19 protein-coding genes are annotated in these 24161 nt (G+C 67.0%); 10 read left to right on the forward strand and 9 right to left on the reverse strand.

Going from position 1 to position 24161, the window contains the following annotated elements; genetic code table 11:
* Positions 1 to 101: 101 nt before the first annotated feature.
* Positions 102 to 1343, reverse strand: coding sequence for an N-acetylmuramoyl-L-alanine amidase family protein (locus IFT67_RS09245; protein ID WP_192146756.1), 1242 nt, complete (start codon positions 1341 to 1343; stop codon positions 102 to 104).
* Positions 1344 to 1895: 552 nt separating this feature from the next.
* On the opposite strand from IFT67_RS09245, the gene IFT67_RS09250 reads away from it, so the two are divergent.
* From IFT67_RS09250 to IFT67_RS09270, 5 genes are all read left to right on the forward strand, one after another.
* Positions 1896 to 4847, forward strand: coding sequence for a ribonuclease E/G (locus tag IFT67_RS09250; protein WP_192238638.1), 2952 nt, complete (start codon positions 1896 to 1898; stop codon positions 4845 to 4847).
* A 601-nt stretch (positions 4848 to 5448) separates the two neighbouring features.
* Complete coding sequence (locus IFT67_RS09255) at positions 5449 to 6804, forward strand: M48 family metalloprotease (RefSeq protein WP_192146757.1); 1356 nt, start codon at positions 5449 to 5451, stop codon at positions 6802 to 6804.
* The gene (locus IFT67_RS09260; RefSeq protein ID WP_192146759.1) at positions 6801 to 7511 is read left to right on the forward strand and encodes a DsbA family protein; all 711 of its coding nucleotides are present in this window, start codon (positions 6801 to 6803) and stop codon (positions 7509 to 7511) included. Before IFT67_RS09255 ends, IFT67_RS09260 begins: the two co-directional genes overlap by 4 nt.
* A 144-nt stretch (positions 7512 to 7655) precedes the next feature.
* Positions 7656 to 8585: an ABC transporter ATP-binding protein gene (locus IFT67_RS09265; protein WP_192146761.1), complete on the forward strand. Its 930-nt coding sequence runs from the start codon at positions 7656 to 7658 to the stop codon at positions 8583 to 8585.
* A complete protein-coding gene (locus IFT67_RS09270) occupies positions 8582 to 9343 on the forward strand; it encodes an ABC transporter permease (RefSeq protein ID WP_192146763.1) in 762 nt (253 codons plus the stop codon). The genes IFT67_RS09265 and IFT67_RS09270 overlap by 4 nt, the downstream gene beginning before the upstream one ends.
* A 72-nt stretch (positions 9344 to 9415) precedes the next feature.
* Here IFT67_RS09270 and IFT67_RS09275 read toward each other — a convergent pair whose 3' ends face one another.
* The 5 genes from IFT67_RS09275 to IFT67_RS09295 all read right to left on the reverse strand — a co-directional run bounded on the left by IFT67_RS09275 (position 9416) and on the right by IFT67_RS09295 (position 14881).
* Complete coding sequence (locus IFT67_RS09275) at positions 9416 to 11266, reverse strand: CocE/NonD family hydrolase (RefSeq protein WP_192146765.1); 1851 nt, start codon at positions 11264 to 11266, stop codon at positions 9416 to 9418.
* Between the two features lie 53 nt (positions 11267 to 11319).
* A complete protein-coding gene (locus tag IFT67_RS09280) occupies positions 11320 to 12051 on the reverse strand; it encodes a CPBP family intramembrane glutamic endopeptidase (RefSeq protein WP_192146767.1) in 732 nt (243 codons plus the stop codon).
* Between the two features lie 266 nt (positions 12052 to 12317).
* Positions 12318 to 13289, reverse strand: a complete 972-nt coding sequence (glpX, locus tag IFT67_RS09285; RefSeq protein WP_107963207.1) for a class II fructose-bisphosphatase — start codon at positions 13287 to 13289, stop codon at positions 12318 to 12320.
* Between the two features lie 99 nt (positions 13290 to 13388).
* Positions 13389 to 14207, reverse strand: a complete 819-nt coding sequence (dapD, locus tag IFT67_RS09290; RefSeq protein ID WP_121904318.1) for a 2,3,4,5-tetrahydropyridine-2,6-dicarboxylate N-succinyltransferase — start codon at positions 14205 to 14207, stop codon at positions 13389 to 13391.
* On the reverse strand, positions 14204 to 14881 hold the full coding sequence (locus IFT67_RS09295; RefSeq protein WP_192146769.1) for a pyrimidine 5'-nucleotidase: 678 nt from the start codon (positions 14879 to 14881) through the stop codon (positions 14204 to 14206). Before IFT67_RS09295 ends, dapD begins: the two co-directional genes overlap by 4 nt.
* A gap of 135 nt (positions 14882 to 15016) precedes the next feature.
* Between IFT67_RS09295 and IFT67_RS09300 the strand changes: the two genes are divergently transcribed.
* Together IFT67_RS09300 and IFT67_RS09305 are read left to right on the forward strand one after the other, a co-directional pair.
* Entirely contained in the window at positions 15017 to 17335 is a 2319-nt protein-coding gene (locus IFT67_RS09300; protein ID WP_192146771.1) for a S8 family peptidase, read from the forward strand.
* A gap of 95 nt (positions 17336 to 17430) precedes the next feature.
* A complete protein-coding gene (locus tag IFT67_RS09305) occupies positions 17431 to 18429 on the forward strand; it encodes an LLM class flavin-dependent oxidoreductase (RefSeq protein WP_192146772.1) in 999 nt (332 codons plus the stop codon).
* 155 nt (positions 18430 to 18584) lie between these two features.
* Here the strand turns inward: IFT67_RS09305 and nudC are convergent, their stop codons facing one another.
* From nudC to IFT67_RS09320, 3 genes are read right to left on the reverse strand one after another with little or no spacing between them, the layout of a single operon-like run.
* On the reverse strand, positions 18585 to 19463 hold the full coding sequence (nudC, locus tag IFT67_RS09310) for an NAD(+) diphosphatase (RefSeq protein ID WP_192238639.1): 879 nt from the start codon (positions 19461 to 19463) through the stop codon (positions 18585 to 18587).
* 5 nt (positions 19464 to 19468) lie between these two features.
* On the reverse strand, positions 19469 to 20821 hold the full coding sequence (locus tag IFT67_RS09315; RefSeq protein ID WP_192146773.1) for a serine hydrolase domain-containing protein: 1353 nt from the start codon (positions 20819 to 20821) through the stop codon (positions 19469 to 19471).
* Entirely contained in the window at positions 20818 to 21882 is a 1065-nt protein-coding gene (locus IFT67_RS09320; RefSeq protein ID WP_446740811.1) for an A/G-specific adenine glycosylase, read from the reverse strand. The genes IFT67_RS09315 and IFT67_RS09320 overlap by 4 nt, the downstream gene beginning before the upstream one ends.
* Positions 21883 to 21908: 26 nt before the next feature.
* Here IFT67_RS09320 and IFT67_RS09325 point away from each other — a divergent pair, with 26 nt between their 5' ends.
* Genes IFT67_RS09325 through IFT67_RS09335 form a run of 3 tightly spaced genes read left to right on the forward strand, consistent with a single transcriptional unit; the run spans position 21909 to position 23895 of the window.
* A complete protein-coding gene (locus IFT67_RS09325) occupies positions 21909 to 22472 on the forward strand; it encodes a DUF721 domain-containing protein (RefSeq protein WP_192146774.1) in 564 nt (187 codons plus the stop codon).
* A complete protein-coding gene (locus IFT67_RS09330; protein WP_192146775.1) occupies positions 22472 to 23137 on the forward strand; it encodes a thioredoxin domain-containing protein in 666 nt (221 codons plus the stop codon). The genes IFT67_RS09325 and IFT67_RS09330 overlap by 1 nt, the downstream gene beginning before the upstream one ends.
* Before the next feature lie 17 nt (positions 23138 to 23154).
* Complete coding sequence (locus IFT67_RS09335; protein WP_132895431.1) at positions 23155 to 23895, forward strand: thioredoxin domain-containing protein; 741 nt, start codon at positions 23155 to 23157, stop codon at positions 23893 to 23895.
* Positions 23896 to 24161: the final 266 nt, after the last annotated feature.

A 24161-nucleotide genomic window follows, 5' to 3' on the forward strand; every position in this document is an offset into this window, starting at 1 on the left:
TCGACCGTAACCAGCCTGTTCTCCCGCGAAGGCGGGAGTCCAGACTGGGCTCCCGCCTTCGCGGGAGAACAAAGGAGGAGGGAGCACCCCCCTCCCCGAACCTACCGAGCCGCCATCCGCCGCGCGAAATGGACCTCGACTGCCCGCGTGACGCTCTCCGCGATCCGGTGCCGCCCCTCTTCGCTATCCAGGAACGCCGCGTCCTGTGGGTTCGAGATATACCCCGTCTCGAACAGGATCGACGGCATGTCCGGCGCCTTCAGGACCATCAGCGACGCCATCCGGTGGAAGTTCGCCTTCAGCGGCATCAACGGCTTGGCCTCACGCCCGAGCAACCGCGCGAAGGTCGCCGACGCGTTCATCGTCTCGCGCTGCGTCAGGTCGATCAGGATCGACGACACGTCCGCAGGCGCCTCGCCGAGGTTCACGCCCGAGATCACGTCCGCCTTGTTCTCCCGCGCCGCCAGCCGCGCGGCTTCCTTGTCCGAAGCCACCTCCGACAACGTGTACGCCGTCGCCCCGGTCGCGTTTTCCGATCCCGTGCTGTCGCAGTGGATCGAGATGAACAGGTCACCCTTGAGCCGCCGAGCAACCCCATATCGCTCGCGCAAAATCAGATAGCGGTCGTCGTTCCGCGTCAGCGCCACGCGCACGCGCCCAGACGCGAGCAGCTCGTCGCGGATCGCCTTGGCGACCTTCAGCGTCACGTCCTTCTCGCGCAGTCCGTTCGGCCCGATCGCACCCGGATCGACACCGCCATGCCCCGCATCGATCACCACCAGCGGCCGCGTATCGTCGCCCTGCACGCGCGGCAGTTTCATGCCCCGCGCCTTGGGCGGCACCGGCACCGACACCTTGTACTTCGGCCGCGAAGCCGCCCCGAAATTGAATGGGAAGAAGTTCAGCGGCCCGGCGATCCCGGCTTCCGCGAACTGATCGTAATCGACCGTGCGCAACGCCAGCGTCAGCTCGCGTCCGTCGGAGTCGAACCCGCCGTCGGTGACGATCGCCGGCTCGGCCAGATCGAACACCATCCGCATCCCCGATCGCCCGATGAGCATCTGCGTGACGCCGGTCACCAACCCGCGCGCGGCGACCTCGCGCCCCGGCGTCGCGCCCGACACGTCGACCGCGATCTGGCGCGGCCCCGTGAGCACGCGGCTGGCGGCATCGCCGACCGCCTCGTCGAAGCGAATGACGATCCGCCCGTCCCTGATCGCGACGCTCTGCACGGTCGCCGCCCAGGCGGGAATGCTCGCCAGCCAGCCGGCGATGAGGGCGATGACCGTCAACACCTCGCGTCCTTGCCGTGCGGCCCTGCCGCCGGTCCAGCGAAAACCCATGCTACACCCCTTTGATCGATACATCCGATCTCTGTGAGCGAGCGATAGCGCCTCGCATCACAAGACGCGGTTGCGCAGTGCGGTTAATTTGCCGTTTGCCATGTATTTGCCGGCAAGGCTCTGCCGCCCCGGCAAGTCTGCGCCTCGCTGCCCCTATTTCGAGCCGAAACGCCCACGAAAGCGACGGTTCCGGGGCCAGTTGCGAGATCGGGTATGCAGTGCTAGTCCTGTCGTACAGCCGTGTGTCGCCTAGTTTTTACCAGCGACGCGCCGGTCTCGACGCCCGCCAGCGGATTCTCGCCGGCGCGGCAATTCAGGTTGACGCTCGAATGACGCATTCCCCCCGCCCCGCACTCCGACCGGCCTTCGCCGACGGACTCGCGGTCGTGCGGGCGCCGCAGGGAGAGTTCCCGCGGCATGCACTTCGCGCAGAGGCAGTTTCGCACACCATCCGCGAGTCCGGGCGTCCGTGCCCGACCGCACCACCATCAAGCGCGCGACGGCTGCCGACAGGCCCGGCGCGCGCGCGGAGAATCTATAATGACAACGCGCATGCTGATCGACGCACGCCACCGGGAAGAGACCCGGATCGCAGTCGTCAAGGGTAACCGGATCGAGGAATTCGATTTCGAGAGTGCCGAACGCAAGCAGCTCAAGGGCAATATCTACCTCGCCAAGGTCACGCGGGTCGAGCCGTCGCTCCAGGCGGCGTTCATCGATTACGGCGGCAATCGCCACGGCTTCCTCGCGTTCAGCGAGATCCACCCCGATTACTACCAGATCCCCAAGGAAGATCGCGACGCGCTGCTCCGTGAGGAAGCCGAGCACGCCGCCGAGGAAGCCGCCCTGCGCGCCGACTACGACTCGGACGAAGACGAGGGTGACGACGAGGACGACATCGAGCGCTTCGAGGACGATGGCGGGGTAGATCCCGACGTCGCCGAAGAACTCGAAGGTGGCGAAGCTGGCGAAGCACCCCGTCGCAAGCGCAAGCCGAGCGCCGACGATGCCGCGGTCGAGGATCTGCGCGAGCGTCGCATGAACCTGCGCCGTCGCTACAAGATCCAGGATGTGATCCATCGCCGCCAGGTACTGCTGGTACAGGTCGTCAAGGAAGAGCGCGGCAACAAGGGCGCGGCGCTGACCACGTACCTGTCGCTCGCCGGTCGCTACTGCGTGCTGATGCCGAACACGTCGCACGGCGGCGGCATCTCGCGGAAGATCTCGAACGCGGGCGATCGCAAGCGCCTCAAGACGATCATGGCCGACATGCAGCTGCCGCCCTCGATGGGCTGCATCGTTCGCACCGCGGGCCTCCAGCGCTCGAAGGTCGAGATCAAGCGCGACTTCGATTACCTTGCCCGCCTGTGGGACGGCATCCGCGAAGCCACGCTGAAGGCGTCGGCCCCCGCGCTCGTCTACGGCGACAGCGACCTGATCAAGCGTGCGATCCGCGACATCTACAACAAGGAAATCGAAGAGGTCATCGTCGAGGGCGAGGACGGCTATCGCCAGGCGCGCGAGTTCATGCGCCTGCTGATGCCGACGCACGCGCGGCGCATCAAGCATTACGCCGATCCCGTGCCGCTGTTCCAGCGCGCCGGCGTCGAGGATCAGCTTGCCGCGATGTACCACCCCGTCGTCCAGCTGAAGTCGGGCGGCTACCTCGTCATCAACCCGACCGAAGCGCTCGTCTCGATCGACATCAACTCCGGCCGTTCGACGCGCGAGCATTCGATCGAACAGACCGCGACCGCGACCAACCTCGAGGCCGCACAGGAAATCGGCCGCCAGCTCCGCCTGCGCGACATGGCCGGGCTCGTTGTCATCGACTTCATCGACATGGATAACAATTCCAACGTCCGTAAGGTCGAGAAGGCGATGAAGGAGGCGCTCAAGAACGATCGCGCGCGCATCCAGATCGGTCGCATCTCGTCGTTCGGCCTCATGGAAATGAGCCGCCAGCGCCTGCGCACCGGCGTGCTCGAAGCGTCGACCCGCGCCTGCCCGCATTGCGAGGGCACCGGCCTCGTTCGCACCGCATCGTCGTCGGGCATCTCGGCACTCCGCCTGATCGAGGACGAGGCCGCACGCGGTCGCGGTTCGCTGCTCACCCTGCGCGCGAGCCAGGAAGCGGCGGTCTACATCCTCAACCGCAAGCGCGCCGACATCGCCGAGATCGAGGATCGCTACGGCGTGATCGTCGAGATCATCCCCGGCCAGGACGAGGAAGGCGCGCACATGACGGTCGAGGCCAGCGGCCCGCCGCCCGCGCACGCGCCGAAGTTCGTCCAGATCATCGAGGAAGACGAAGACGACCTCCCCGAGGAGATCGAGGACGAGATCGAGGAAGAAGAGGTCGAGGAGGCCGAGGCCGAGGCTGAGCAGCCGCGCCGTCGTGAAGCTCGCGAAGGCAATGGCGAGCAGCGTGCACCGCGTGAAAACGGTCGCGATGCGGATGGTGAAGGCGGCAAGAAGCGTCGTCGTCGTCGCGGTCGTCGCGGTCGTGCACGTCCCGGTGAGGAAGGTGCAGCAGAGGGCGTCAACGAGGACGGCACGTTCGAGGACGCCGACACCAACGTCGAGGAGATCGACGAGGTCGAGGGCGACATCGTCGAAGTCGGCGGTGGCGAAATGGTCTCGGCTGGTGCGCCATCCGAGCAGGCCAATGGCGCAGAGGGCGAAGGTCGTCGTCGTCGCGGTCGTCGGGGACGTCGTGGCGGTCGCCGCAACGAGCAGGGCGCCGAGAACGGCCAGTCGGTCGCCGTCAGCAGCGTCGACGACGCCCAGCTGATCGCCGAGGCGCCTGAGCCGGAAGCGTACGAGCCGGTCGAGTCGACCTACGCCGAGCCGCCTTACGAACCGGCGTTCGAGCCGGTCGTCGAGGAAGTCCCGGTGGCGGAAGTCGCCGAGGGTCCGAAGATGCGCCGTCGTCCACGTGCCCGTGCGGCAGCCGCAGCGGCGAACATCGCCGAGGCGGTGGCCGATGCAGCACCCAAGGCACGCCGTGGTCGCAAGCCACGTGCGGTCGAGGCGGAAGCCGAGACGGTTGCACCGGAGCCCGTGGTCCCGGCGCCGATCGCTCCGGAGCCCGTCTCGGCCGAGCCGGCTGCACCGAAGCCCGGCCGTCGCCGTCGCGAGGCGGTTGCGGAAGCGACGATGGACGAGGTGAGCGCAACGCCCGCCGAGACCATCGAAGCGTCGGCGCCCAAGCCCAAGCGTGCGCGTCGTAAGGCGTCGGACGCGGTGGTCGAAGCCCCTGCGGTTGAAGAGGCAGTCGTCGAGGAAGCGCCCGCCAAGGTCGCCAAGCCCCGCGGTCGTCCGCGGAAAGCAGCCGTGGTCGATGCCGGCGATGCCGCCCCGACTAGCGAACCGCTCGCCGAGCCGATCGCAACCACCCCGCCCAAGGCCGAAGTCCAGCCCCAGGACGTCGCGACTTCGGACACCAACGACGACCCCGACGGCGCCCCCCGCCGCGGCTGGTGGCAGCGCACCTTCGGCTAACGCCGGACGCTAAGACCAAAGAACGGGCGCGACCGAAAGGCCGCGCCCGTTTTCGTTTGTGGGGAGCGATCGTCCGGACGCGCGGTATCCGTGAGCGCCCAATGCCTCACGTGGCGAACGAGAAAAGCTTGTATCCCCGCGAAGGCGGGGACCCAGACTGGGCACCCGCCTTCGCGGGTGAACAAGACACGGGGGCGATACGAGGTTTGAGTTCCAGCACCGTAGTGACGCACGCCGAACTCCCCCATCCACAACCACCCCGGCGAAGGCCGGGGCCCAATTGGAAAGGTGGCAATAACGAAGCGCCACCCCCAGTTAGCCCGGTCCCCCAATTGGACCCCGGCCTCCGCCGGGGAGGTGCCAGATCATGGCGGCTCAACTCTCGCGAAGACGGCGCACAGGAGCGAGTCGCACGAGTGCCGCCCCCCCCGCAAACCCCTGTCCTACAAACCCAAACCCTGCTCCCCTCCCCCAATGCCACCCACACCCCCAACCAACCGCAAAACCGCTCCCAGCGTCTGCACTTCCTATACTTCACTCCACCGCACGCCCGACCGCACGACCATTGCCCCCCCGCCCCCAATCGACGATACCCCGTGATATGAAGCGCCTAGTAGCCGCCGCAGCCACCGCCCTCCTCCTTTGGACGACGCCCCTACAGGCCCAGTCGATCCTCCGCGACGCCGAGACCGAAACCATGTTCGCGGAGATGTCGAACCCGCTGATCAAGGCGGCCGGGCTCTCGACGCGCGACGTCAAGGTCGTCCTCATCAACGACGAGTCGATCAACGCGTTCGTCGCCGGCGGGCAGACCGTCTATGTCCACTCAGGGCTGATCCAGGCCGCCGACAACGCCAACGAAGTCCAGGGCGTCATCGCGCACGAGCTCGGCCACATCGCCGACGGCCACGTCGTCCTCGCCGACCGCGGCACCAAGCCCGCAATGGGCATGTACCTGCTCTCGATGGTCCTCGGCCTCGCCGCGATGGCGGCCGGCAGCGGCGAGGCAGGTGCCGGCATCATGGCCGCGGGTCAGCAGGCGGCGATGGGCAGCTACCTCTCGTTCAGCCGAGTCCAGGAATCGACCGCAGACGCGACCGGCGCCAAGTTCCTCCGCGAGGCGAACGTCTCCGGCCGCGGCATGCTCAGCTTCTTCAAGAAACTGCAGCAGCAGGAATACCGCTTCGGCACCGCCAACATCGATCCGTTCATGCAGTCGCATCCGCTCTCGGGCGAGCGCGTTGCGACGCTCACCGCCGACCTGCAAGCCTCGCCCGCCTGGGCCAACAAACCCGACGCCGCGCTGGAGGAACGCTTCCGCCGCGTGAAGGCCAAGCTCGCCGGCTACGTCATGCCCTCCGACCAGACGCTGCAGGCCTATCCACCCAGCAACCAGTCGATCTACGCCCACTACGCCCGCGCCTACGCGTATCACAAAGCCGGCTACCCCGAGAAAGCCGACGCCGAGGCCAACGCGCTGGTGAAGGCCGAGCCCACCGATCCGTATTTCCTCGAGATCAAGGGGCAGATCCTGCTCGAAGCGGGCAAGCCGGTCGAGTCGCTGGCTCCCTTGCGCGAAGCCACCGAAGGCTCGCGCAACAACCCGCTGATCGCCACGACCTTCGGCCACGCGCTCATCGCAACCGAGAACAAGGCGAACTACCCCGAGGCGACCAGGGTCCTGCGCACCGCGGTCGGCCGCGACGACCAGAACCCGTTCGCCTGGATGCAGCTAGGCACAGTCTACGAACTGACCGGCGACACCGCGCGCGCCGCGCTCGCCACCGCCGAACGCGCGAGCATGGGCGGCGACATGCGGACCGCCTCGGCGAGCGCGCAATATGCGCTCGCGAACATCCCGGCGAACACGACCGACTGGATCCGCGCGCAGGATATCGCGATGGCCGCGCAGAACGAGATGGACGACAATCCCAAGCAGTATAAGCGCCGCAAATGAGCAAACTTACATTCCCGGCGATCGCGGTCGCGGGCGCCGTCATCGGAGGCCTCGCGGTCTGGGGTTTCGACCGCCAGGGCGGCGGCGTCGAGCGGGCGCAGGTCGAATCGATCGTCCACGACTATGTCCTGGCGCACCCCGAGATTCTCCCCGAGGCGATGGAGAAACTGCGCGACCGCGAGTCCGGCAAGACGGTCACCGCGAACCGCGACGCGATCGTCACGCCGTTCGGCAGCGCCTGGGCCGGCAACCCCAAGGGCGACGTCACGCTCGTCGAGTATTTCGATTACAATTGCGGATACTGCCGAGCGAGCCTGCCGATGATCGCCAAGCTGATCGCCGCCGACCCCAAGGTCCGCGTCGTTTTCCGCGAACTCCCGATCCTCAGCGCCGAGAGCCGCATCGCCGCCCGCGCGAGCCTCGCCGCCGCGCAACAGGGCAAGTTCGCCACCTTCCACGACGCGCTCTACGCCGGCGGCCCCGTCGACGACGCCTCGATCGCCGCCGCTGCAAGCAAGGCCGGGGTCGACGTGACGCAGGCCAGCTTCACCAAAACCGCCGACGCCGAAATAGCCAAGAACATGGAAACCGCCGCCAAGCTCGGCATGACCGGTACGCCCAGCTGGGTGGTCGGCGACCGAGTCCTGTCCGGCGCGTTGCCGCTCGAAGACCTGCAAAAAGCCGTAGCGGCGGCAAGGGCCGGCTAACCGTTCTCCTGCGAACGCAGGAGCCCAGGGTTACAAAGCGCGACGCCCGGTATCCTGGGCTCCTGCGTTCGCAGGAGAACAGGGCGGGAGCACTTACTTTCCCCCCTCCCCACCCCCATCTTCCCCTCACAAAAAGGGGTGCCAATGACCGAACCGATCCTGTCCATCGCGGGCGTCACCAAGACCTACAAGAGCGGCACCACAGCCCTCCATCCCGTCGACCTAGACATCCAGAAAGGCGAGATCTTCGCCCTCCTCGGCCCTAACGGCGCGGGCAAGACGACGCTGATCAGCATCATCTGCGGCATCGTCACGCCGTCCGCGGGCACGATCAAGGTCGCCGGCTACGACGCGATCCGCGATTACAAGCAGGCGCGCAGCCGCATCGGCCTCGTGCCGCAGGAACTCAACGTCGACATGTTCGAGACGGTGCTCGCCACCGTCACCTTCAGCCGCCGACTGTTCGGCCGCTCGGGCCACAGCGACTATATCGAACAGGTGCTCCGCGACCTCTCGCTCTGGGACAAGCGCGACGCGAAGATCCGCGAACTCTCGGGCGGGATGAAGCGCCGTGTCCTGATCGCGAAGGCGCTCGCGCACGAGCCCGAAATCCTGTTCCTCGACGAACCCACCGCGGGCGTCGACGTGGCGCTCCGCCGCGACATGTGGAAGCTCGTCCATCGCCTGCGTGAGGGCGGCACGACGATCATCCTGACGACGCACTATATCGAGGAAGCCGAGGAGATGGCCGACCGCGTCGGCGTCATCAACAAGGGCAAGCTGCTCCTCGTCGACGACAAGGCGTCGCTGATGAAGAAGCTCGGCAAGCGCGAACTCGACATCGCTCTCCAGGACCCGATGACGGCGCTTCCCGCCGACCTCGCAGAGTGGGACCTGTCGCTGGAAGACGACGGCAAGCGCCTCCGCTACGTGTTCGACGCACAGGCGGACCACACCGGCATCCCCTCGCTGCTACGCAAGCTCAGCGAGCTCGGCATCGGCTTCAAGGACCTCGAAACCAGCAAATCGAGCCTCGAAGACATCTTCGTCGATCTCGTCGGAGAACGCGCATGAATACCCATGGCATCTGGGCGATCTATCGCTTCGAAATGGCGCGCGCGCTGCGCACCCTGTGGCAGAGCCTCGTCACGCCCGTTCTGACTACCTCGCTGTATTTCATCGTCTTCGGCGGCGCGATCGGGAGCCGCATGCAGCAGGTCGGCGGCGTCGGTTACGGTAGCTTCATCGTCCCCGGCTTGATCATGCTGTCGCTGCTCACGCAGAGCATCTCGAACGCATCGATCGGGATCTACTTCCCCAAGTTCACCGGCACGATCTACGAGCTGTTGTCGGCGCCCGTGTCGGCAATGGAGATGGTGATCGGCTATGTCGGCGCGGCGACCACCAAGTCGGTGATCCTCGGGCTGATCATCCTCGCGACGGCGTCGTTCTTCGTGCCGCTGCGGATCGAGCACCCGTTCGCGATGATCGCGTTCCTGATCCTGACCGCGGTCGCGTTCAGTCTGTTCGGGTTCATCATCGGTGTCTGGGCCAACGGCTTCGAGCAGCTAAATTTCGTCCCCGCGTTGCTGATCACGCCGCTGACGTTCCTCGGCGGCGCGTTCTACTCGATTGACATGCTGCCCCAGCCCTGGCGGACGTTCAGCCTGTTCAACCCGGTCGTTTATTTGGTGAGCGGCTTCCGCTGGAGCTTCTTCGGCGTCGGCGACGTCGCGGTCGGAGTCAGCCTCGCGGTGACGGCGGGCTTTTTCGCCGTGTGCCTGATCGCGATCGCCTGGATCTTCAAGACCGGCTGGCGAATGAAGAACTGACGGCGGAACCATGTTTCCCCGCGAAGGCGGGGACCCAGTCTGGGCTCCCGCCTTCGCGGGAGAACAAGCTTCTTACCTCATAACCGGCAGAGTAATCCGCGACCCCGCGCAAACCTTCTGCGTCGCCTTCACGTAATCCCCAGCCTTCGCCCGCCCGATGTTCGGCACGAAAGACTGCGGGTTGCGGTCGATCATCGGGAACCAGCTCGACTGGATCTGCACCATGATCCGGTGCCCCGCCTTGAACACATGGTCATGGTCACGCAGCGGCACGTCCCACGCGACCACCTTCCCCGGTACCAGCGGCTGCGGCGCCGTATCGCTCGCCAGGAACCGCCCGCGCCGCACCTCCATCGCAATCGGCAACTGATACCCGTTGAGCGTCCGGGCATAGTCGCCCGGCTGCAGGCTACGCCCCGTCATCGACTCGGTATCGTCGGGCAGCACGTCGATCAGCTTCACCACGAAATCGCCGTCCGTCCCGCTGGTCGACGCCTGCAACGTCGCCGACAGCGCCCCCGTCACGGTCAGGTCGGCAGTCAGAGGCTCCGACACATACCCCAGCACGTCGGGCCGGTGATCGACGAAACGCTGGTCGTCAGCCTCCCACCACGCCCAATCCGGGCTGGCATAGGTCGCCGACATCGGTCGCCGGCGGAACGGCACCGGGTTCGCCGGATCGGAGACGTAATCGCGACATCCCTCACCCGCGGCCGGCGCGGTGAACGACAGGCTGCCGTCCGCATGCAGATACAACTCGCTCGTCTTCGCACCCGTCGGAGGCCAGGCGGCATAGGTCTTCCACACGTTAGACCCAGACTGGAACATCTTCGCCGCAAAGTCCGGCCGCGGCCCCTTACCGTGCAGCCAATAGGCAAAGAACGGCGCCTGGATCTGCTCCTGGAACTGCGTGCCACTCGCCGTGCCAAGCGGGATCGGCCCGAGATGATCCGCCACCCCCTGCCACCCGCCATGCCGCCACGGCCCCGCCACCATCTGCGCGAGGTGGTTCGGATCGTTGCGCTTCTGCTTGGCGTAAATCTGCCACGAGCCCCAAGGATCCTCCTGATCCCAGAACCCCGCGACGTTCAGCGTCGGCACCGTCGTCTTGCCAAGCGAATCGGTCCAGCGCTGCGCGGTATAGAACCCATCGTGATTTGGGTGATCGAGCAGCGACGTGAACATCGGCACGCGCCCCTTGAACACCGTCCGATCGATCGCCTCCGCCGACCCAGCCTTCAGGAAATAGTCGTACGTGTCGCTCGAATATGCGAAGTCGGAATTCTTCGTCTTGTCGAGCTGCAACGACGACACCCAGTCGGTCGCATAGCTCAACCGCAGCGCGCCGTTGCGGTGGAGATCGTCCGACTGCCAGTAATCGATCCAAGCAGCCTGCGGAGACATTGCCTTTAACGCCGGATGTGGATTCGCCAACGCGACGGCGGCGGCGAAACCGGGGTACGACACGCCCCACATGCCGACCTTGCCACTGTTGGCCGGGACATTCTTCACCAGCCAGGCGACCGTATCGTAGGCGTCCGTAGCCTCGTCGACCGCTTTCGGATCGTTCGGATGCACCGCAGTCGACAGCGTAAAGACGCCGTCCGACTTGAACCGCCCGCGCATCGACTGGAAGACGAAGACATAGCCATCCTTCATCAACGGTCCGAAGCGATCGGCGGTGGGAAACGGCGCATCGGGCACGCCGTAGGGGGTTCGCTGGAGCAGGATCGGCAGCGGCCCGGTCATCCCGCGCGGCCGCATGATCACCGTCTGCAACTTCGCGCCGTCACGCATCGGCACCATCACCTCCTCGAAGGTGAAGGGCGACTGGGTCACGGTTTGCGGCGCGTTCTGCGCGAGCGTGGCGGCCGGGACAGCTGCGGTGACTGCAAGCGCGAGCAGGAGGGCGTGACGCGACATGGAATTTCCCTTCGTGGACCGTGCAACGATTGGACGAACCCACGCGCACGAAGTCAAGCCGCGCGCCATGCTCCGCTCAGCATCGGCCGCAATGCCAGCGAGTTGAGATCGATCAGCGCGTGCAGGACCATTGCCAGCCACAGCTCCCCGGTCATCAGATACACCGCCGCCATCAGCGCGCCGACCAGCGTGGTCGCGATCACGCCCGCCCGTCCCTGATACAGATGCATCGCGCCAAACGCCGCCACCGCGACGCCGAACGCGACGAACGCGCTGCCCGATACGAGCGCGACCAGCAGCGGCAGGAACAGGCGGAAGACGAGCTCCTCGGAGATGCCCGCCGCGATCGACATGGCCGCGGCATGCGCGATCTCCGGCCGGTTGCGCGGGAGTAGCGAGCCGACGTTGCCGATCGTCTTGAGGATCCGCCAGTTGCCCCGCGTCGCGAGCACCGCGCCGATGATCAGGCCACCGAACGCGCTGCCACCGATCATGCCGAGCAGTTCCGCGCGGCTGTCGCCGGCGAGGCTTGGCAGGAGACTGCGGAGGGCGTCGAACTCAGGGGGGACGGTGACGATGGCATCGAGCCTGCCGAGCAGCGCCAGCCCGATGATCGCCGGCAGGACGAACGCGATCGCGGCCTTGGCAATCCACAGGCGGTAGGTTTTTTGGCGCGAGGCGGTGTCGGGGAGCCGCTTGATGCGGCGATAGCCGAAGAGGTCGCCCTTGAGGAACCAGACTAGGCTCATGAGGATGGCGAGGAGGAGAGTGTTGGGAAGGATCATGCTGACACTTCCACCTCCCACCCCTTCACCGCTCTACTTCCTTGTTCTTCCGCGAAGGCGGGAGCCCAGTCTGTGTCCCCGCCTTCGCGGGGACACAATACTTGGTCAGTCCCCTGCCCTAGCAAAGTGCCCCACCCCGGCGGAGGCCGGGGCCCAATTGGGGGAGGTCGCTAACGGAGCGTTGCGCTTAGTTACTCCGGACGTTCCAATTGGGCCCCGGCCTTCGCCGGGGTGGAGCTTACTTTGCAACTGGCATGGTCGCCAGATCAATCCGTCCGATGCTCACCCTTAACCCAGCGCACCGTCCCCGAAGACGCCCGCATCACCACGCTCTCGGTGGTCATCTTGCCCTTCTTCCGCTTCACGCCAGCCAACAGCGACCCATCCGTAACCCCGGTCGCCGCAAAGATGCAGTCGCCCTTCGCCAGTTCCGAAAGGTCATACTGCTTGTCGAGATCGGTGATCCCCCACTTCGCCGCGCGCCCACGCTCGTCGTCGTTGCGGAACAGCAACCGCCCCTTGAACTGCCCGCCGACGCAGCGCAGCGCCGCGCATGCCAGCACGCCCTCGGGCGCGCCGCCGGAGCCCATGTACACGTCGACCGTGGTCTCTGGATCCGACGTGGCAATCACGCCGGCAACGTCGCCGTCACCGATCAGCATGATCCCGCAGCCGACTTTCCGGAGCTCGGCGATCAGCGCCTCGTGACGCGGCCGATCGAGCACGCACACGATCAGGTCGCGCGCCGGCACGCCCTTTGCGGCGGCGACGGCGTTGATGTTCTCGGTCGGCGTCTTGTCGAGATCGATGATGCCCTCGGGATAGCCCGGCCCGACCGCGATCTTGTCCATGTAGACGTCGGGCGCGTTGAGCAGCCCGCCCTCTTCGGCGATTGCCAGCACGGCGAGGCTGTTCGGCCCCGCGGTCGCGCAGATCGTCGTGCCTTCGAGCGGATCGAGCGCGATGTCGATCTTCGGGCCCTTGCCGATCGCCGAGCCGACCTTCTCGCCGATGAAGAGCATCGGGGCCTCGTCGCGCTCGCCCTCGCCGATCACGACCGTGCCGTCCATGTACAGCGAGTTGAGCGCCTCGCGCATCGCCTCGACCGCGGCCGCATCCGCTGCCTTCTCGTCGCCGCGCCCGACGAGCGTGGAGGCGGCGATCGCCGCTGCTTCGGTCACGCGGACCATTTCGAGGACGAGAACGCGGTCGAGAACCTGGCTGGCGGCAGCGGTCAAAATATTTCTCCTCGGTATGTTTCGTCCCGGATAGGCAGCGTCCGCGTCGTTGTCGACCCGACACGAGCCTCGCCGGGACGAGACGTGGGGCGCGCGCCGTCAGTCCCGCAGCAGATCGTTAATGCTGGTCTTAGAGCGCGTCTGCGCATCCACGCGCTTGACGATCACCGCGCAGTACAACGCCGGCTTGCCGTCCCCGCCACCGATCGAGCCCGGCACGACGACCGCGTACGGTGGCACTTCGCCCTTGAACACTTCGCCGGTCGCGCGATCGATGATCTTGGTCGAGGCGCCGAGATACACGCCCATCGACAACACCGCGCCCTCGCCGACGCGAACGCCCTCGGCGACTTCCGCGCGCGCACCGATGAAGGCACCGTCGCCAATGATGACCGGATCGGCCTGCAACGGCTCGAGCACGCCGCCGATGCCGGCGCCGCCCGACAGATGCACGTTCTTGCCGATCTGCGCGCACGACCCGACCGTCGCCCAGGCGTCGACCATCGTCCCCTCGCCGACATAGGCGCCGATGTTGACGAAACTCGGCATCAGGATCGCGCCCTTGGCGATGAAGCTCCCGCGGCGAGCGACCGCGCCCGGCACGACGCGGATGCCCGCTGAGCGGAACTCCGCCTCGCCCCAGCTCGAGAACTTCGACGGCACCTTGTCGAACCCCGGGGACCCCGCCGAACCGCCGTCGATCACGACGTTGTCGTTGAGCCGGAACGAGAGCAGCACGGCCTTCTTCAACCACTGGTTGACCTGCCAGCCATCAGCGGTCGGCTCGGCAACGCGCGCGGTCCCTGCGTCCAGCATCGCCAGCGCGGACTCGACGGCGTCGCGAACTTCGCCCTTGGTATCGAGGCCGAGGTTCGCGCGGTCGTCCCAGGCGGCGTCGATGATGGTCTGCAAGGTCATGATGTCTCCAGGATGGTTTCGAGCCACGGCGCGAGCACCGGCACGATGAAATCGATGTGATCGCGCGCCGCGTCGGGCGACTGCTCGGAGCCGTTGTCGATCCACACGGTGGTCATCCCGATCGCCTTGGCCGGCGTCAGGTTGCGCGCCATGTCGTCCGCGAACAGCGACTCCCGCGGGTCGATATCGAATGCGGCGCAGAACCCGGCATAGGCGGACGCATGCGGCTTCGGCATCAGGTCCATCGCATGGATGTCATGGATCGCCTCGAAGCTCTCACCCAGCCCGAGCCGGTCGAGGATCTTCAGCGCATACGGCTTGTCGCCATTGGTGAAGACGAGTTTGCGCCCCGGCAGCTTCGCGATCGCGGCGACCAGCGGCGCGTCGTGCTCCAACACGTCCATCTCGATGTCGTGGACATGCGCCAGGAACGCGTGCGGATCGACATGATGCTCGGCCATCAACCCCGACAGCGTCGTGCCGTGATTGTGGAAATACCCCTTCTGCACGCGCCGCGCCTCGTCATGCTCGAGCCCGAGCAGATCCTGAATGAACCCGGTCATCCGCGCATCGACCTGCGCGAACAGGTCCGCGCTCGCCGGGTACAGCGTGTTGTCGAGATCGAAGATCCAGTTGCGGACATGGTCGAGGCGGGGGTCAAGGCGGGCAAGCATCGATCGGAACCTCTACGCAGAGCGTCGCTAGACGACAAGCCGGCTCTGTCCCCGGCGCGGTCCAGGCCAATGTTTACGATCGCTCAACGCTTTCAATTCCAATAGGTTATCAAGATCACAAAAGGGGTGACGTTGATGTACGGCGTAAGAGCTGGCCTATTGCGGTCGGCGGCATTGGGGACGACGGTCCTGCTCGCGGCGTGCGGCGGCGGCGGCGGCGGCATCAACAGCACCCCGACCCCACCAGCAGCGCCGTCTCCCGCGCCAACTCCGGCCCCTACGCCGACGCCACCCCCTGCTCCCACGCCGACGCCCACGCCGGCACCTTCTACAAACGACACTGCCGAATACCGTGCCACCGTCGGCGCCGTCTCGATGAACGCGCTCGCCGCCTATAACGTCGGCGCGACTGGCAGGGGCGTCAACGTCGGCGTGATCGACAGCGGCATCGACCTGCAGAGCCAGGAATTCGGCTCCCGCGTCTCCTCGGCATCGCAGGATGTCGCCGGCAACAGCACGATCGACGACGAGGGCGGGCACGGCACCGCGGTGGCCTTTACGCTGGCAGGGCGGCGCAACGGAGCGGGGTCGCATGGCGTGGCGTTCGACGCCACGCTGATCGTGATGCGCGCGGATCGTCCGGGCACTTGCGCTACCGCGAGCAAGGACGACGAGAGCAGCGGCTGCAAGTTCGGCACTGACGCGATCACGCGCGGCCTCGATGCCGCACGCGTGGCGGGTGCGAAGGTCGTCAACATCTCGCTCGGTGGGTCCGACATGCCGCAGACCCTGAGGGACGCGATCGGCCGCGCCACCGCGGCGGGTCTCGTCGTCGTGATCGCGGCAGGTAATGACGGCTCGGCCAACCCGGATCCGTTCACCAACGTCGCGGGCGAAGCGCAGGCGCGCAACCAGGTCATCATTGCAGGATCGGTCGGGTCCGGCGACGGCATCTCGACGTTCAGCGACCGGGCCGGCAGCAGTGCGACGCACTTCCTCACGGCGGTCGGCGAAAGCGTCCGCGCGCCCGACGCGACCGACACAGCGTATCTGTGGTCCGGCACCTCGTTCGCGGCGCCGCAAATCTCGGGCGCGGTCGCGTTGCTCGCACAGGCCTTCCCCAACCTATCCGGCGCGCAGATCGTCGACATCCTGTTCAAGAGCGCGCGCGATGCCGGCGCACCGGGGGTCGACGCGATCTATGGCAACGGCGTGCTCGACCTGACCCGCGCCTTCCAGCCGATCGGGACGACCTCCGTGGCGGGCTCGAAGGCGGTGGTCTCGACAAGCGGCAACGCGACGCTGTCCGCCCCCATGGGCGACGCCGTGCAGGGCGAACTCGGCGCGGTGATCCTCGACGGCTACAGCCGCGCGTTCGCGATCGACCTCGCCAAGACGATCGCGCGCCGCAGCCCGGAACGCTCGCTGGGCGGCGCGCTCCAGTCGCGATTCCGCACCGTCGCGCTGGCGCAAGGCGGCATGACCGTCTCGATGACGCTCGCCCCGCGCGCCAACGGCGACGTAGCGCTCGATCGCACCTCGCTCTCCACCGCCGACGCGACCAGCGCACGCGCGATCGCCGGAATGGTGACACAGAAGCTCGGCAGCACGCTCTCGTTCGGGTTCGGCTTCGCGCAAGGCTCGGGCGCGCTCAGCGCACAGCTATCGGGCCAGTCCGAACCCGCCTTCCTGATCGCCAACACCGGCGGCCTGGGCTTCGACAGCAACACGCGAGCGTCGAGCGCGATGCGGCAGAGCTTCGGGGGGTTCGGCTTCACCGCGGGTATCGAGACTGGCGACGTCCTGACGCAGCGTGACGGCGACCTCCGCCTGCGCGACCGCTGGCAGCGCTCCGGCTACAACCGCGCCTCGCTGACCGTCGACCGCCGCTTCGGCGCGCTCTCTACGATGGTCGCCGCGACGCGGATGGACGAGCGCGACACCGTTCTCGGCGCGCACTTCGACGCAGCGCTCGGCGCGACTCGCGCGGCAACGTGGTTCGTCGATACCAAGGCACGGTTCGATGCCGGCGCCGGCTGGAGCATCGGCGGGTCGATGCGCCAGGGCTGGACCCGCGCGGCGGTGCGCGGCGGTCTCGGCGGCGACGGCCTCGTCCGCACCAACGCCTTTGCGGCCGACATCGGCAAGGACGGCGTGTTCGCCCACGACAGCATCGGCCTCCGCATCGCGCAACCGTTGCGCGTTGCCCGCGGCGGCATCGACCTCGGGCTCCCGACCTATTACGATTACACGTCCGGTACCGTCACCAACTGGACGACCCAACGCCTCAACCTCGCCCCGCAAGGCCGCGAACTCGACATTGAACTCCGCTACGGCGTCCCCGCACTCGGCGGTGGCCTGGACACCAACCTGTTCTTCCGCCGCGACCCCGGCAACTTCGCCGCCCTCCCGAACGATTACGGCATGGCGATGCGGTACAGCCTGGGGTTCTGAGAGCCGGCCCCTCATCCTCCCCCTTGCGGGGAAGGATTACGGGTCGATTCGTCAAAAAGCTGGATAAGCTACCGCTCGGTACCTATCTCTGCCGCATGACACGCTATTCCCTGCTCGATCTGGTCCCCGTCATCGAAGGCGGCACCGTCTCCCAATCGCTCGCCAACGCGGCCGACCTCGCGCGGCACGCCGAGAGCGTCGGGTTCCAGCGCTACTGGGTCGCCGAGCACCACGGCATGACCGGCATCGCGTCGGCCGCGACCGCCGTCGTGATCGCGCACATCGCCGCCGCCACGAATACCATCCGCGTCGGCTCGGGCGGCATCATGCTCCCCAACCACGCCCCGCTGACGATCGCCGAGCAGTTCGGCACGCTCGACGCACTCTTCCCCGGTCGCATCGACCTGGGCCTCGGCCGCGCGCCCGGTTCCGACCAGCGCGTCGCCCGCGCGATGCGCCGCACGCTGGAAACCGACGCCAACGCCTTCCCGCAGGACGTGATGGAGCTCCAGAGCTACTTCGCCAATGACGGCCAGACCGGCATCGTCGCGACCCCGGGCGCAGGTGCGGACGTCGAGATGTGGATCCTCGGTTCCAGCACGTTCGGCGCGCAGCTGGCGGCGGCACTCGGCCTGCCCTACGCGTTCGCTTCGCACTTCGCGCCCGATGCGCTCGATGCCGCACTAGCCATCTACCGTCGTGATTTCCGTCCATCGGCGCGGCTTGCGAAGCCGCACGTCATGGCCGGCTTCAACGTGTTCGCAGCCGAGACCGACGCGGAAGCCGAACTGCTCGCCACCTCGCAGCAACAGTCGTTCGTGGCACTACGCACCGGCAACCCAGGTCAGATGAAGCCGCCTCTCGCCGGCTATCGCGAGTCGCTCGGCGCGCAGGGCAACCAGATCCTCGACCATGTGCTGCAATGCTCGGCGGTCGGCAGCGCGGCCAAGGTCGCGCGCGGCATCGCGGCGTTCGTCGAGCGGACCGGCGTCGACGAGGTCATGGTGACCAGCGCGATCTACGACCACGAGGCCCGCAAGCGGAGCCTGTCGATCACCGCGGACGTGATGCAGGAACTGAAGATCGCCGCGTAATCAGGCCGCAAACCGCTCCCGCTTAAGACACCACCCCGGCGAAGGCCGGGGCCCAATTGGGGGACGGTGGTAACGGAGGGCTGCGCATCGTTACTGCGACCTCTCCAATTGGGCCCCGGCCTCCGCCGGGGTGGTGCATGCGGGGGGCGCGCGACCTATTCCCCCGCCCATTCCTTCAGCAGTGTATACGCGATCGCATAAGGCGGCGGCGCTACGAACGGCCCCTCCTCACCACGCAACACCGCGCGCACCATCTCGCGCGGCACCCACATCGCGTCCTCGAGCTCGTTCACATCGAGCGTGATCGCATCGTCCTCCGCCTCCGCGACGCACGCCATCATCAGCGAAGATGGAAACGGCCAGGGCTGGCTCGCGACATACCGCACCTCGCCGACCCGCACGCCCGACTCCTCGAGAATCTCGCGCGCAACCGCCTCCTCGATCGACTCGGCCGGCTCCACGAAGCCCGCAAGCGCGGAATACCGGCCCGGCGGCCACCCCTTGCCACGCCCGAGGAGCGCACGCCCGTCATGCTCGGCGATCATGATCACCACCGGATCGACCCGCGGGAAATGCTCGGTCCCGCAGTTCGGGCACTTCCGCGCCCACCCGGCGCGGAACATCTCGGTCGGCGATCCGCACTTCGCGCAGAACCCATGCCGGACATGCCAGTCGATGACACTGCGCGCGCCAGCGTAGGTCGCCGCCTCACCCGGCGCGAGCGCGGCCAGCACCGCCATCAGCGCAGGCGACCGCATCGCTGGCGCATTGTCGACACGCATGCCCGCCAGCAACGCCGCGAAATGCGGCCTTCCGCTCTCGTCGAGCCCAAGCAGGATCGGCTCGGCATCGTCCGGCATATCCGCCATCGACGTCCAGGCGAGATGCCCGTCGTCGGTCGTGCCCGGCAGCAACCCATCGAGCACCAGCAACCGTGCACGCCAGTCGCGCTGGGCCGCCGCCAACCCTTCCGGATCGTGCCGCAAAGCATCCGACCGGTCGAGCATCCCGCCGGTGAACCCAGGTGCCTCCATCACGCTCATCGGCGCAACCTCGCCGCATCCTGCATCAACGCCGCGACCACCTGCTCCCGCAGCGGAATGCGGTCCGCGGGGAAGTAGTTGACCATCACATTGCCGCGCGACCGCTTAAGCGGATCGACCCACGCAATCGTCCCCGCCGCGCCGCCCCAGGCATAGGTGCCCTTGCCCGGCCCGTTGGGCGTCGTTTCGAGCACGACCGATCCGCCCGCACCAAAGCCCATGTTGCTGCCCTTCGTGCCACCGGTACCACCGCTCACGCCGCCATAGGTCACACCCGCCGGCAACAGGTTCGACGTCGCCAGCGCGATCGTCTCGGACTTCATCACGCGCACGCCGTCGAGCGTGCCGCCGTCCTGGATCATGTGCAGGAACCGATCGTAATCGCGCGCCGACATCACCAGGCCAGCGCCACCATACGGAAAGCTCGGCTTCTGGAGGAACACCGAGTTCGCCGCAGGATCGAGTGGCGTCCGCGTGTCGCCGACGAACGCGTAGTTGGTCGCCAGCCGGCCGACCTCGCTCTGCGGCACCTGCCAGAAGCTCGACCGCATCTTCAGCGGATCGAACAGCCGCGTCTGGACGAACCGCTCGAAGCTCATGCCGCTCGCGACCTCGATCACGCGGCCCATCACATCGAGCCCGATTGAATAGCTCCACTTGGTGCCAGGATCGGCGATCAGCGGCAGCGTCGCGACGCGGTTGGCGAATTCCTCCAGCGACTTCGGCCGGACGGGCCGCATCTTCTCTTCCATCGCCGCGCTGACCGACAGCGGCAGGATGCCGAGCCGCTCATACTCCTTGAGCAGCGGCCCCTTGGTGATGATCGTGTAGCCGAGACCGGCGGTATGCGTCAGCAGGTTGCGGATCGTGATCGGCCGCGCCGCCGGGCGCGTGGCAAGCGACGTGTCGGGGCTGGTCGCGACCTTCATGTCCTTGAACGCGGGGATGTATTTGCTGACCGGATCGTCGAGGTTAAGCTTGCCGTCCTCGACGAGCATCATCGCCGACATGCCGGTGATCGGCTTGGACATCGAATAGACGCGCCACAGCGAATCGGGGCCGGCGGCGGGCGCGTTCGGGTCGTCGCTGATCTTACCCGCGGACGGGAACAGCGTGGGACCATCGCCAGCACCAAAGGCGCCGACGATCCCCGGCATTTTGTTCTGCGCGACATAGCTGTCGAACAGCGCGGACGTGGCAGGCAGCAGCACGTTGACCGGGATCGTCATCCGCGGCGTCGGCCGAGCCTGCGGTCTCATTTGCGGACGCGGTTGCGCCTGCTGGGCATAGGCCGTGGCGGCAGCCAATGCGGCAAGTCCGCCAGTCGAAATCCAGTGCACCAGTTTCATGCAGCTCTCCGTATGGCCCCGTTCCGAATGGCTTTACCGGCCTTGGCGAAAACGGTCGGGAGGCCGGCGGTATCCAGCTCGTCGATCGGCCACCATTCGCTTGCCGTTGGAACGCGCGGTTGATGCGCCTCGACCGTCGCCACCGCAAGCGTCAGTTGCAGGTCGAAATGCGTAAATCCATGCGCGACGGTGACGTCCAACATCCGCCAATCCGCCTGCGCCGGTGCATCCTCGAAACCGGGGGGAACATCACCCCAAGGCCCGGTCGGAAACGCCCGCATCCCGCCGAGCAAACCCTTGTCCGGCCGCCGCACCAGCAAAACCTGCCCGTCGCGCTCCAGCCAGAATATCGTCCCGTACCGCTGAGGCTTGGCCGCCTTCTTCGCCTTCACCGGCAACCGTTCGGGCGCGCCCTGCTTGAAGCCTTCGCAAAACGCGCGGATCGGACACAGCAGGCATTTCGGCGCGCGCGTCGTGCAGATCCCCGACCCCAGATCCATCATCGCCTGCGCGAAATCCCCCGCCCGAGCATCCGGCGTGATCGAGTCCGCCGCCACCCGAATCGCCGGTCGCGCAGTCGGCAAAGGCGTCTGAATCGCGAACAGCCGCGCGACCACCCGCTCGACATTCGCATCGACCACCACGGCGCGCTCGCCAAACGCGATCGCCGCCACCGCTGCCGCAGTATATGCGCCGAGCCCCGGCAGCGCGCGCAGCTCCACCTCGGTCCGCGGAAACACGCCGCCATGCTCGGCGACCACAGCTTTCGCCGCCTTCACCAGATTGCGCGCCCGAGCATAATACCCGAGCCCAGCCCAAGCCGCCATCACATCGGCGTCATCCGCCGCCGCCAGACTCGCGAAATCCGGCCACCGCGCGGTCCACGCGAGGAACCGCGGCGTCACCGCGGCCACCGTCGTCTGCTGCAACATTACCTCGGACAGCCACACCCGGTACGGATCGACCGCCTCGCCCGGCTTCGCGCGCCACGGCAGGTCGCGTCGATGCGCGTCATACCAGTCGAGCAGGGCCCCTGAGACCGAAGAGCGCTTGGCGTTCACGCGTCGCCTATGGCATGGGTTCGCAGATGAGCAAGCCGCCCGTTTCTGTGCCTAAACCTGCGACGCCCAAGCCGGCGACGAAGCGCGTGAAAGGCAGGACCGACCCCGACGCCCCGCGTGAGAACCGCTCGCGCGCGGTCGCCGAGCTGTTGCCCGCGATCGGCGGCGCGGCATTCCGGCGATTCGGCTTCGTCCAGTCGTCGATCGTCAGCCGCTGGCCCGAGATCGTCGGCGCGAAACTGGCGGGCGCGAGCATTCCCGAATCGATCCGCTTCCCGGTCGGCAAGAAACAGGACGGCGTCCTGACCCTTACCGTCCGCGGCGCGCACGCCCCGATGATGCAGCACATCGCCCCCGAGATTATCGAGCGCGTGAACCGCTTCTTCGGTTACGCAGCGATCGTGAAGGTCGCGATCCGCCAGGGCGAGGTCGCCGCACCCGTCCCACGCAAGGCGCCGCCTTCGATCCGCCCGCTCCCCGTCGATCTCGGTATGAGCCTGAAGGGCATCGCCGATCCGGAACTGCGCGCCGTCCTCGAATCCCTTGCCGCCGGCGTCGCCTCGACGCATGGCCTTCCCAGGATCAATTGATGCGCGTCCTCTTTGCCGTCTTCGCCCTCTTCCTCCTGACCGGCGCCGCGCCCAAGCGCGACTGGTCGCAAACCGCGCGCATCCTCCCCTCGGGCGCGTACCTGATCGGCAACCCCGCCGCCCGCGTGAAGCTCGTCGAATATGCCAGCTACACCTGCTCGCACTGCGCCGACTTCTCGGTAAAATCCGAACCCGTGCTGAAGCGCCAGATGATCGCATCGGGCTCGACCAGCCTCGAATTCCGCCACTTCATCCGCGACCGGCTCGATCTGGCAGCGGCAATCCTCGCCCGCTGCACCGGCCCGAAGGGCTTCTCCGCCACCTCGTCCGCGATCTTCGCCGCACAGCCGCAATGGCTCGAGCGGGGGATCGAATATCAGCAAGGCAACGCCGCCCGCCTCGCCATGTACCCGGCGGCGGCACAGGTCCGCGCCAACGCCGACGGCTCCGGCCTGACCGCGATGATCAAGGCACGCGGGCTCTCGGACGCCGCGATAAACGCGTGCTTCGCCAACCAGCCCGAGATCGACCGCATCGTCAAACTGACCGCCGACGCGCCCAAGGAGATCGACTCGACGCCGACCTTCTATCTCAACGGCAAGATCGTACCCCATGTCGGCTGGGAACAGCTCGAACCCGCGCTCCGCAAGGCAGGCGCCAAGTGATCCACTGGAGTAACAGCATGAAGTTCGTAATCGCCCTCGCCGTCCTGCCGCTCGCGCTCGCCGCCTGCTCGAAGAACGATTCGACCGGCAACGTCGACCAGCCCGCCGCCGCGCCGGTAGCAGCCGCCGCAGCCCCCGCCGGCCAGAACTGGACCGAGACCGTCGTAAAGACCCCCGAGGGTTACCTGATGGGCAACCCGAACGCGCCGATCAAGCTCGTCGAATACGGCGCACGCTCGTGCCCGACCTGTGGCGCGTTCGGTCGCGAAGCCTACAAGCCGCTGACCGAGAAGTATGTCTCGACCGGGAAAGTCAGCTTCGAATTCCGCGACTTCCTCGTCCACGGTGCGCCCGACGTCGCGCTGACCCTGCTCGGCCAGTGCGGCGGCGTCGCACCGTTCTTCCCGATCCTCGAGCAGATGTACGGCAACCAGATCGCCTTCCTCGACAAGCTCCAGGCGATGACCCCCGACCAGCAGAAGGCGCTCGCCAACCAGCCGCCCACGGTCGTCGCCACCAAGCTCGCCGAGCAGATGGGCGCGATCGATTTCGTCAAGCAGCGCGGGATCCCGGAGGCGAAGGCGCGTGCGTGCCTCGCGGATCAGAAGCAGCTCGAAGTGATGGCCAAGCCGACCGAGAACGCGATGCAGGCCGGGACGGTCACGGGCACGCCGACGTTCCTGATCAACGACAAGAAGCTCGATCAGGTCGTGAGCTGGGATCAGATGGAGAAGGCGCTGAAGGCGGCTGGGGCGTAAGTTAACCGCTCTATAAGTAACTACCACCCCGGCGAAGGCCGGGGCCCAATTGGGGGAGGTTGCTAACGGAGATCAGCGTTTCGTTACCGCGACCTCTCCAATTGGGCCCCGGCCTTCGCCGGGGTGGAGGCAAGGGCGGTAAGCGTGCCCGCGGGCAGCCCGCCCCCCTTGTTCTCCCTCGAAGGCGGGAGCCCAGTCTGGGTCCCCGCCTTCGCGGGGACGCAATGTTCGGGGTTCGGTTCGTAATAGGATCCAACACTAGTCGT

It is taken from the genome of Sphingomonas sp. CFBP 13728 (assembly GCF_014841895.1).
Lineage (GTDB): Bacteria > Pseudomonadota > Alphaproteobacteria > Sphingomonadales > Sphingomonadaceae > Sphingomonas.

What these genes read in the sequence shown, in the direction of transcription:
- IFT67_RS09280 (WP_192146767.1), bottom strand. Translation starts at nt 12,051, where the DNA reads ATGATCCTTCCCAACACTCTCCTCCTCGCCATCCTCATGAGCCTAGTC.
- IFT67_RS09250 (WP_192238638.1), top strand. Translation starts at nt 1,896, where the DNA reads ATGCTGATCGACGCACGCCACCGGGAAGAGACCCGGATCGCAGTCGTC.
- IFT67_RS09315 (WP_192146773.1), bottom strand. Translation starts at nt 20,821, where the DNA reads ATGAAACTGGTGCACTGGATTTCGACTGGCGGACTTGCCGCATTGGCT.
- IFT67_RS09265 (WP_192146761.1), top strand. Translation starts at nt 7,656, where the DNA reads ATGACCGAACCGATCCTGTCCATCGCGGGCGTCACCAAGACCTACAAG.
- IFT67_RS09245 (WP_192146756.1), bottom strand. Translation starts at nt 1,343, where the DNA reads ATGGGTTTTCGCTGGACCGGCGGCAGGGCCGCACGGCAAGGACGCGAG.
- IFT67_RS09330 (WP_192146775.1), top strand. Translation starts at nt 22,472, where the DNA reads ATGCGCGTCCTCTTTGCCGTCTTCGCCCTCTTCCTCCTGACCGGCGCC.
- IFT67_RS09260 (WP_192146759.1), top strand. Translation starts at nt 6,801, where the DNA reads ATGAGCAAACTTACATTCCCGGCGATCGCGGTCGCGGGCGCCGTCATC.
- IFT67_RS09300 (WP_192146771.1), top strand. Translation starts at nt 15,017, where the DNA reads ATGTACGGCGTAAGAGCTGGCCTATTGCGGTCGGCGGCATTGGGGACG.
- IFT67_RS09270 (WP_192146763.1), top strand. Translation starts at nt 8,582, where the DNA reads ATGAATACCCATGGCATCTGGGCGATCTATCGCTTCGAAATGGCGCGC.
- IFT67_RS09275 (WP_192146765.1), bottom strand. Translation starts at nt 11,266, where the DNA reads ATGTCGCGTCACGCCCTCCTGCTCGCGCTTGCAGTCACCGCAGCTGTC.
- IFT67_RS09335 (WP_132895431.1), top strand. Translation starts at nt 23,155, where the DNA reads ATGAAGTTCGTAATCGCCCTCGCCGTCCTGCCGCTCGCGCTCGCCGCC.
- IFT67_RS09305 (WP_192146772.1), top strand. Translation starts at nt 17,431, where the DNA reads ATGACACGCTATTCCCTGCTCGATCTGGTCCCCGTCATCGAAGGCGGC.
- nudC (WP_192238639.1), bottom strand. Translation starts at nt 19,463, where the DNA reads ATGGAGGCACCTGGGTTCACCGGCGGGATGCTCGACCGGTCGGATGCT.
- dapD (WP_121904318.1), bottom strand. Translation starts at nt 14,207, where the DNA reads ATGACCTTGCAGACCATCATCGACGCCGCCTGGGACGACCGCGCGAAC.
- IFT67_RS09255 (WP_192146757.1), top strand. Translation starts at nt 5,449, where the DNA reads ATGAAGCGCCTAGTAGCCGCCGCAGCCACCGCCCTCCTCCTTTGGACG.
- IFT67_RS09325 (WP_192146774.1), top strand. Translation starts at nt 21,909, where the DNA reads ATGAGCAAGCCGCCCGTTTCTGTGCCTAAACCTGCGACGCCCAAGCCG.
- IFT67_RS09295 (WP_192146769.1), bottom strand. Translation starts at nt 14,881, where the DNA reads ATGCTTGCCCGCCTTGACCCCCGCCTCGACCATGTCCGCAACTGGATC.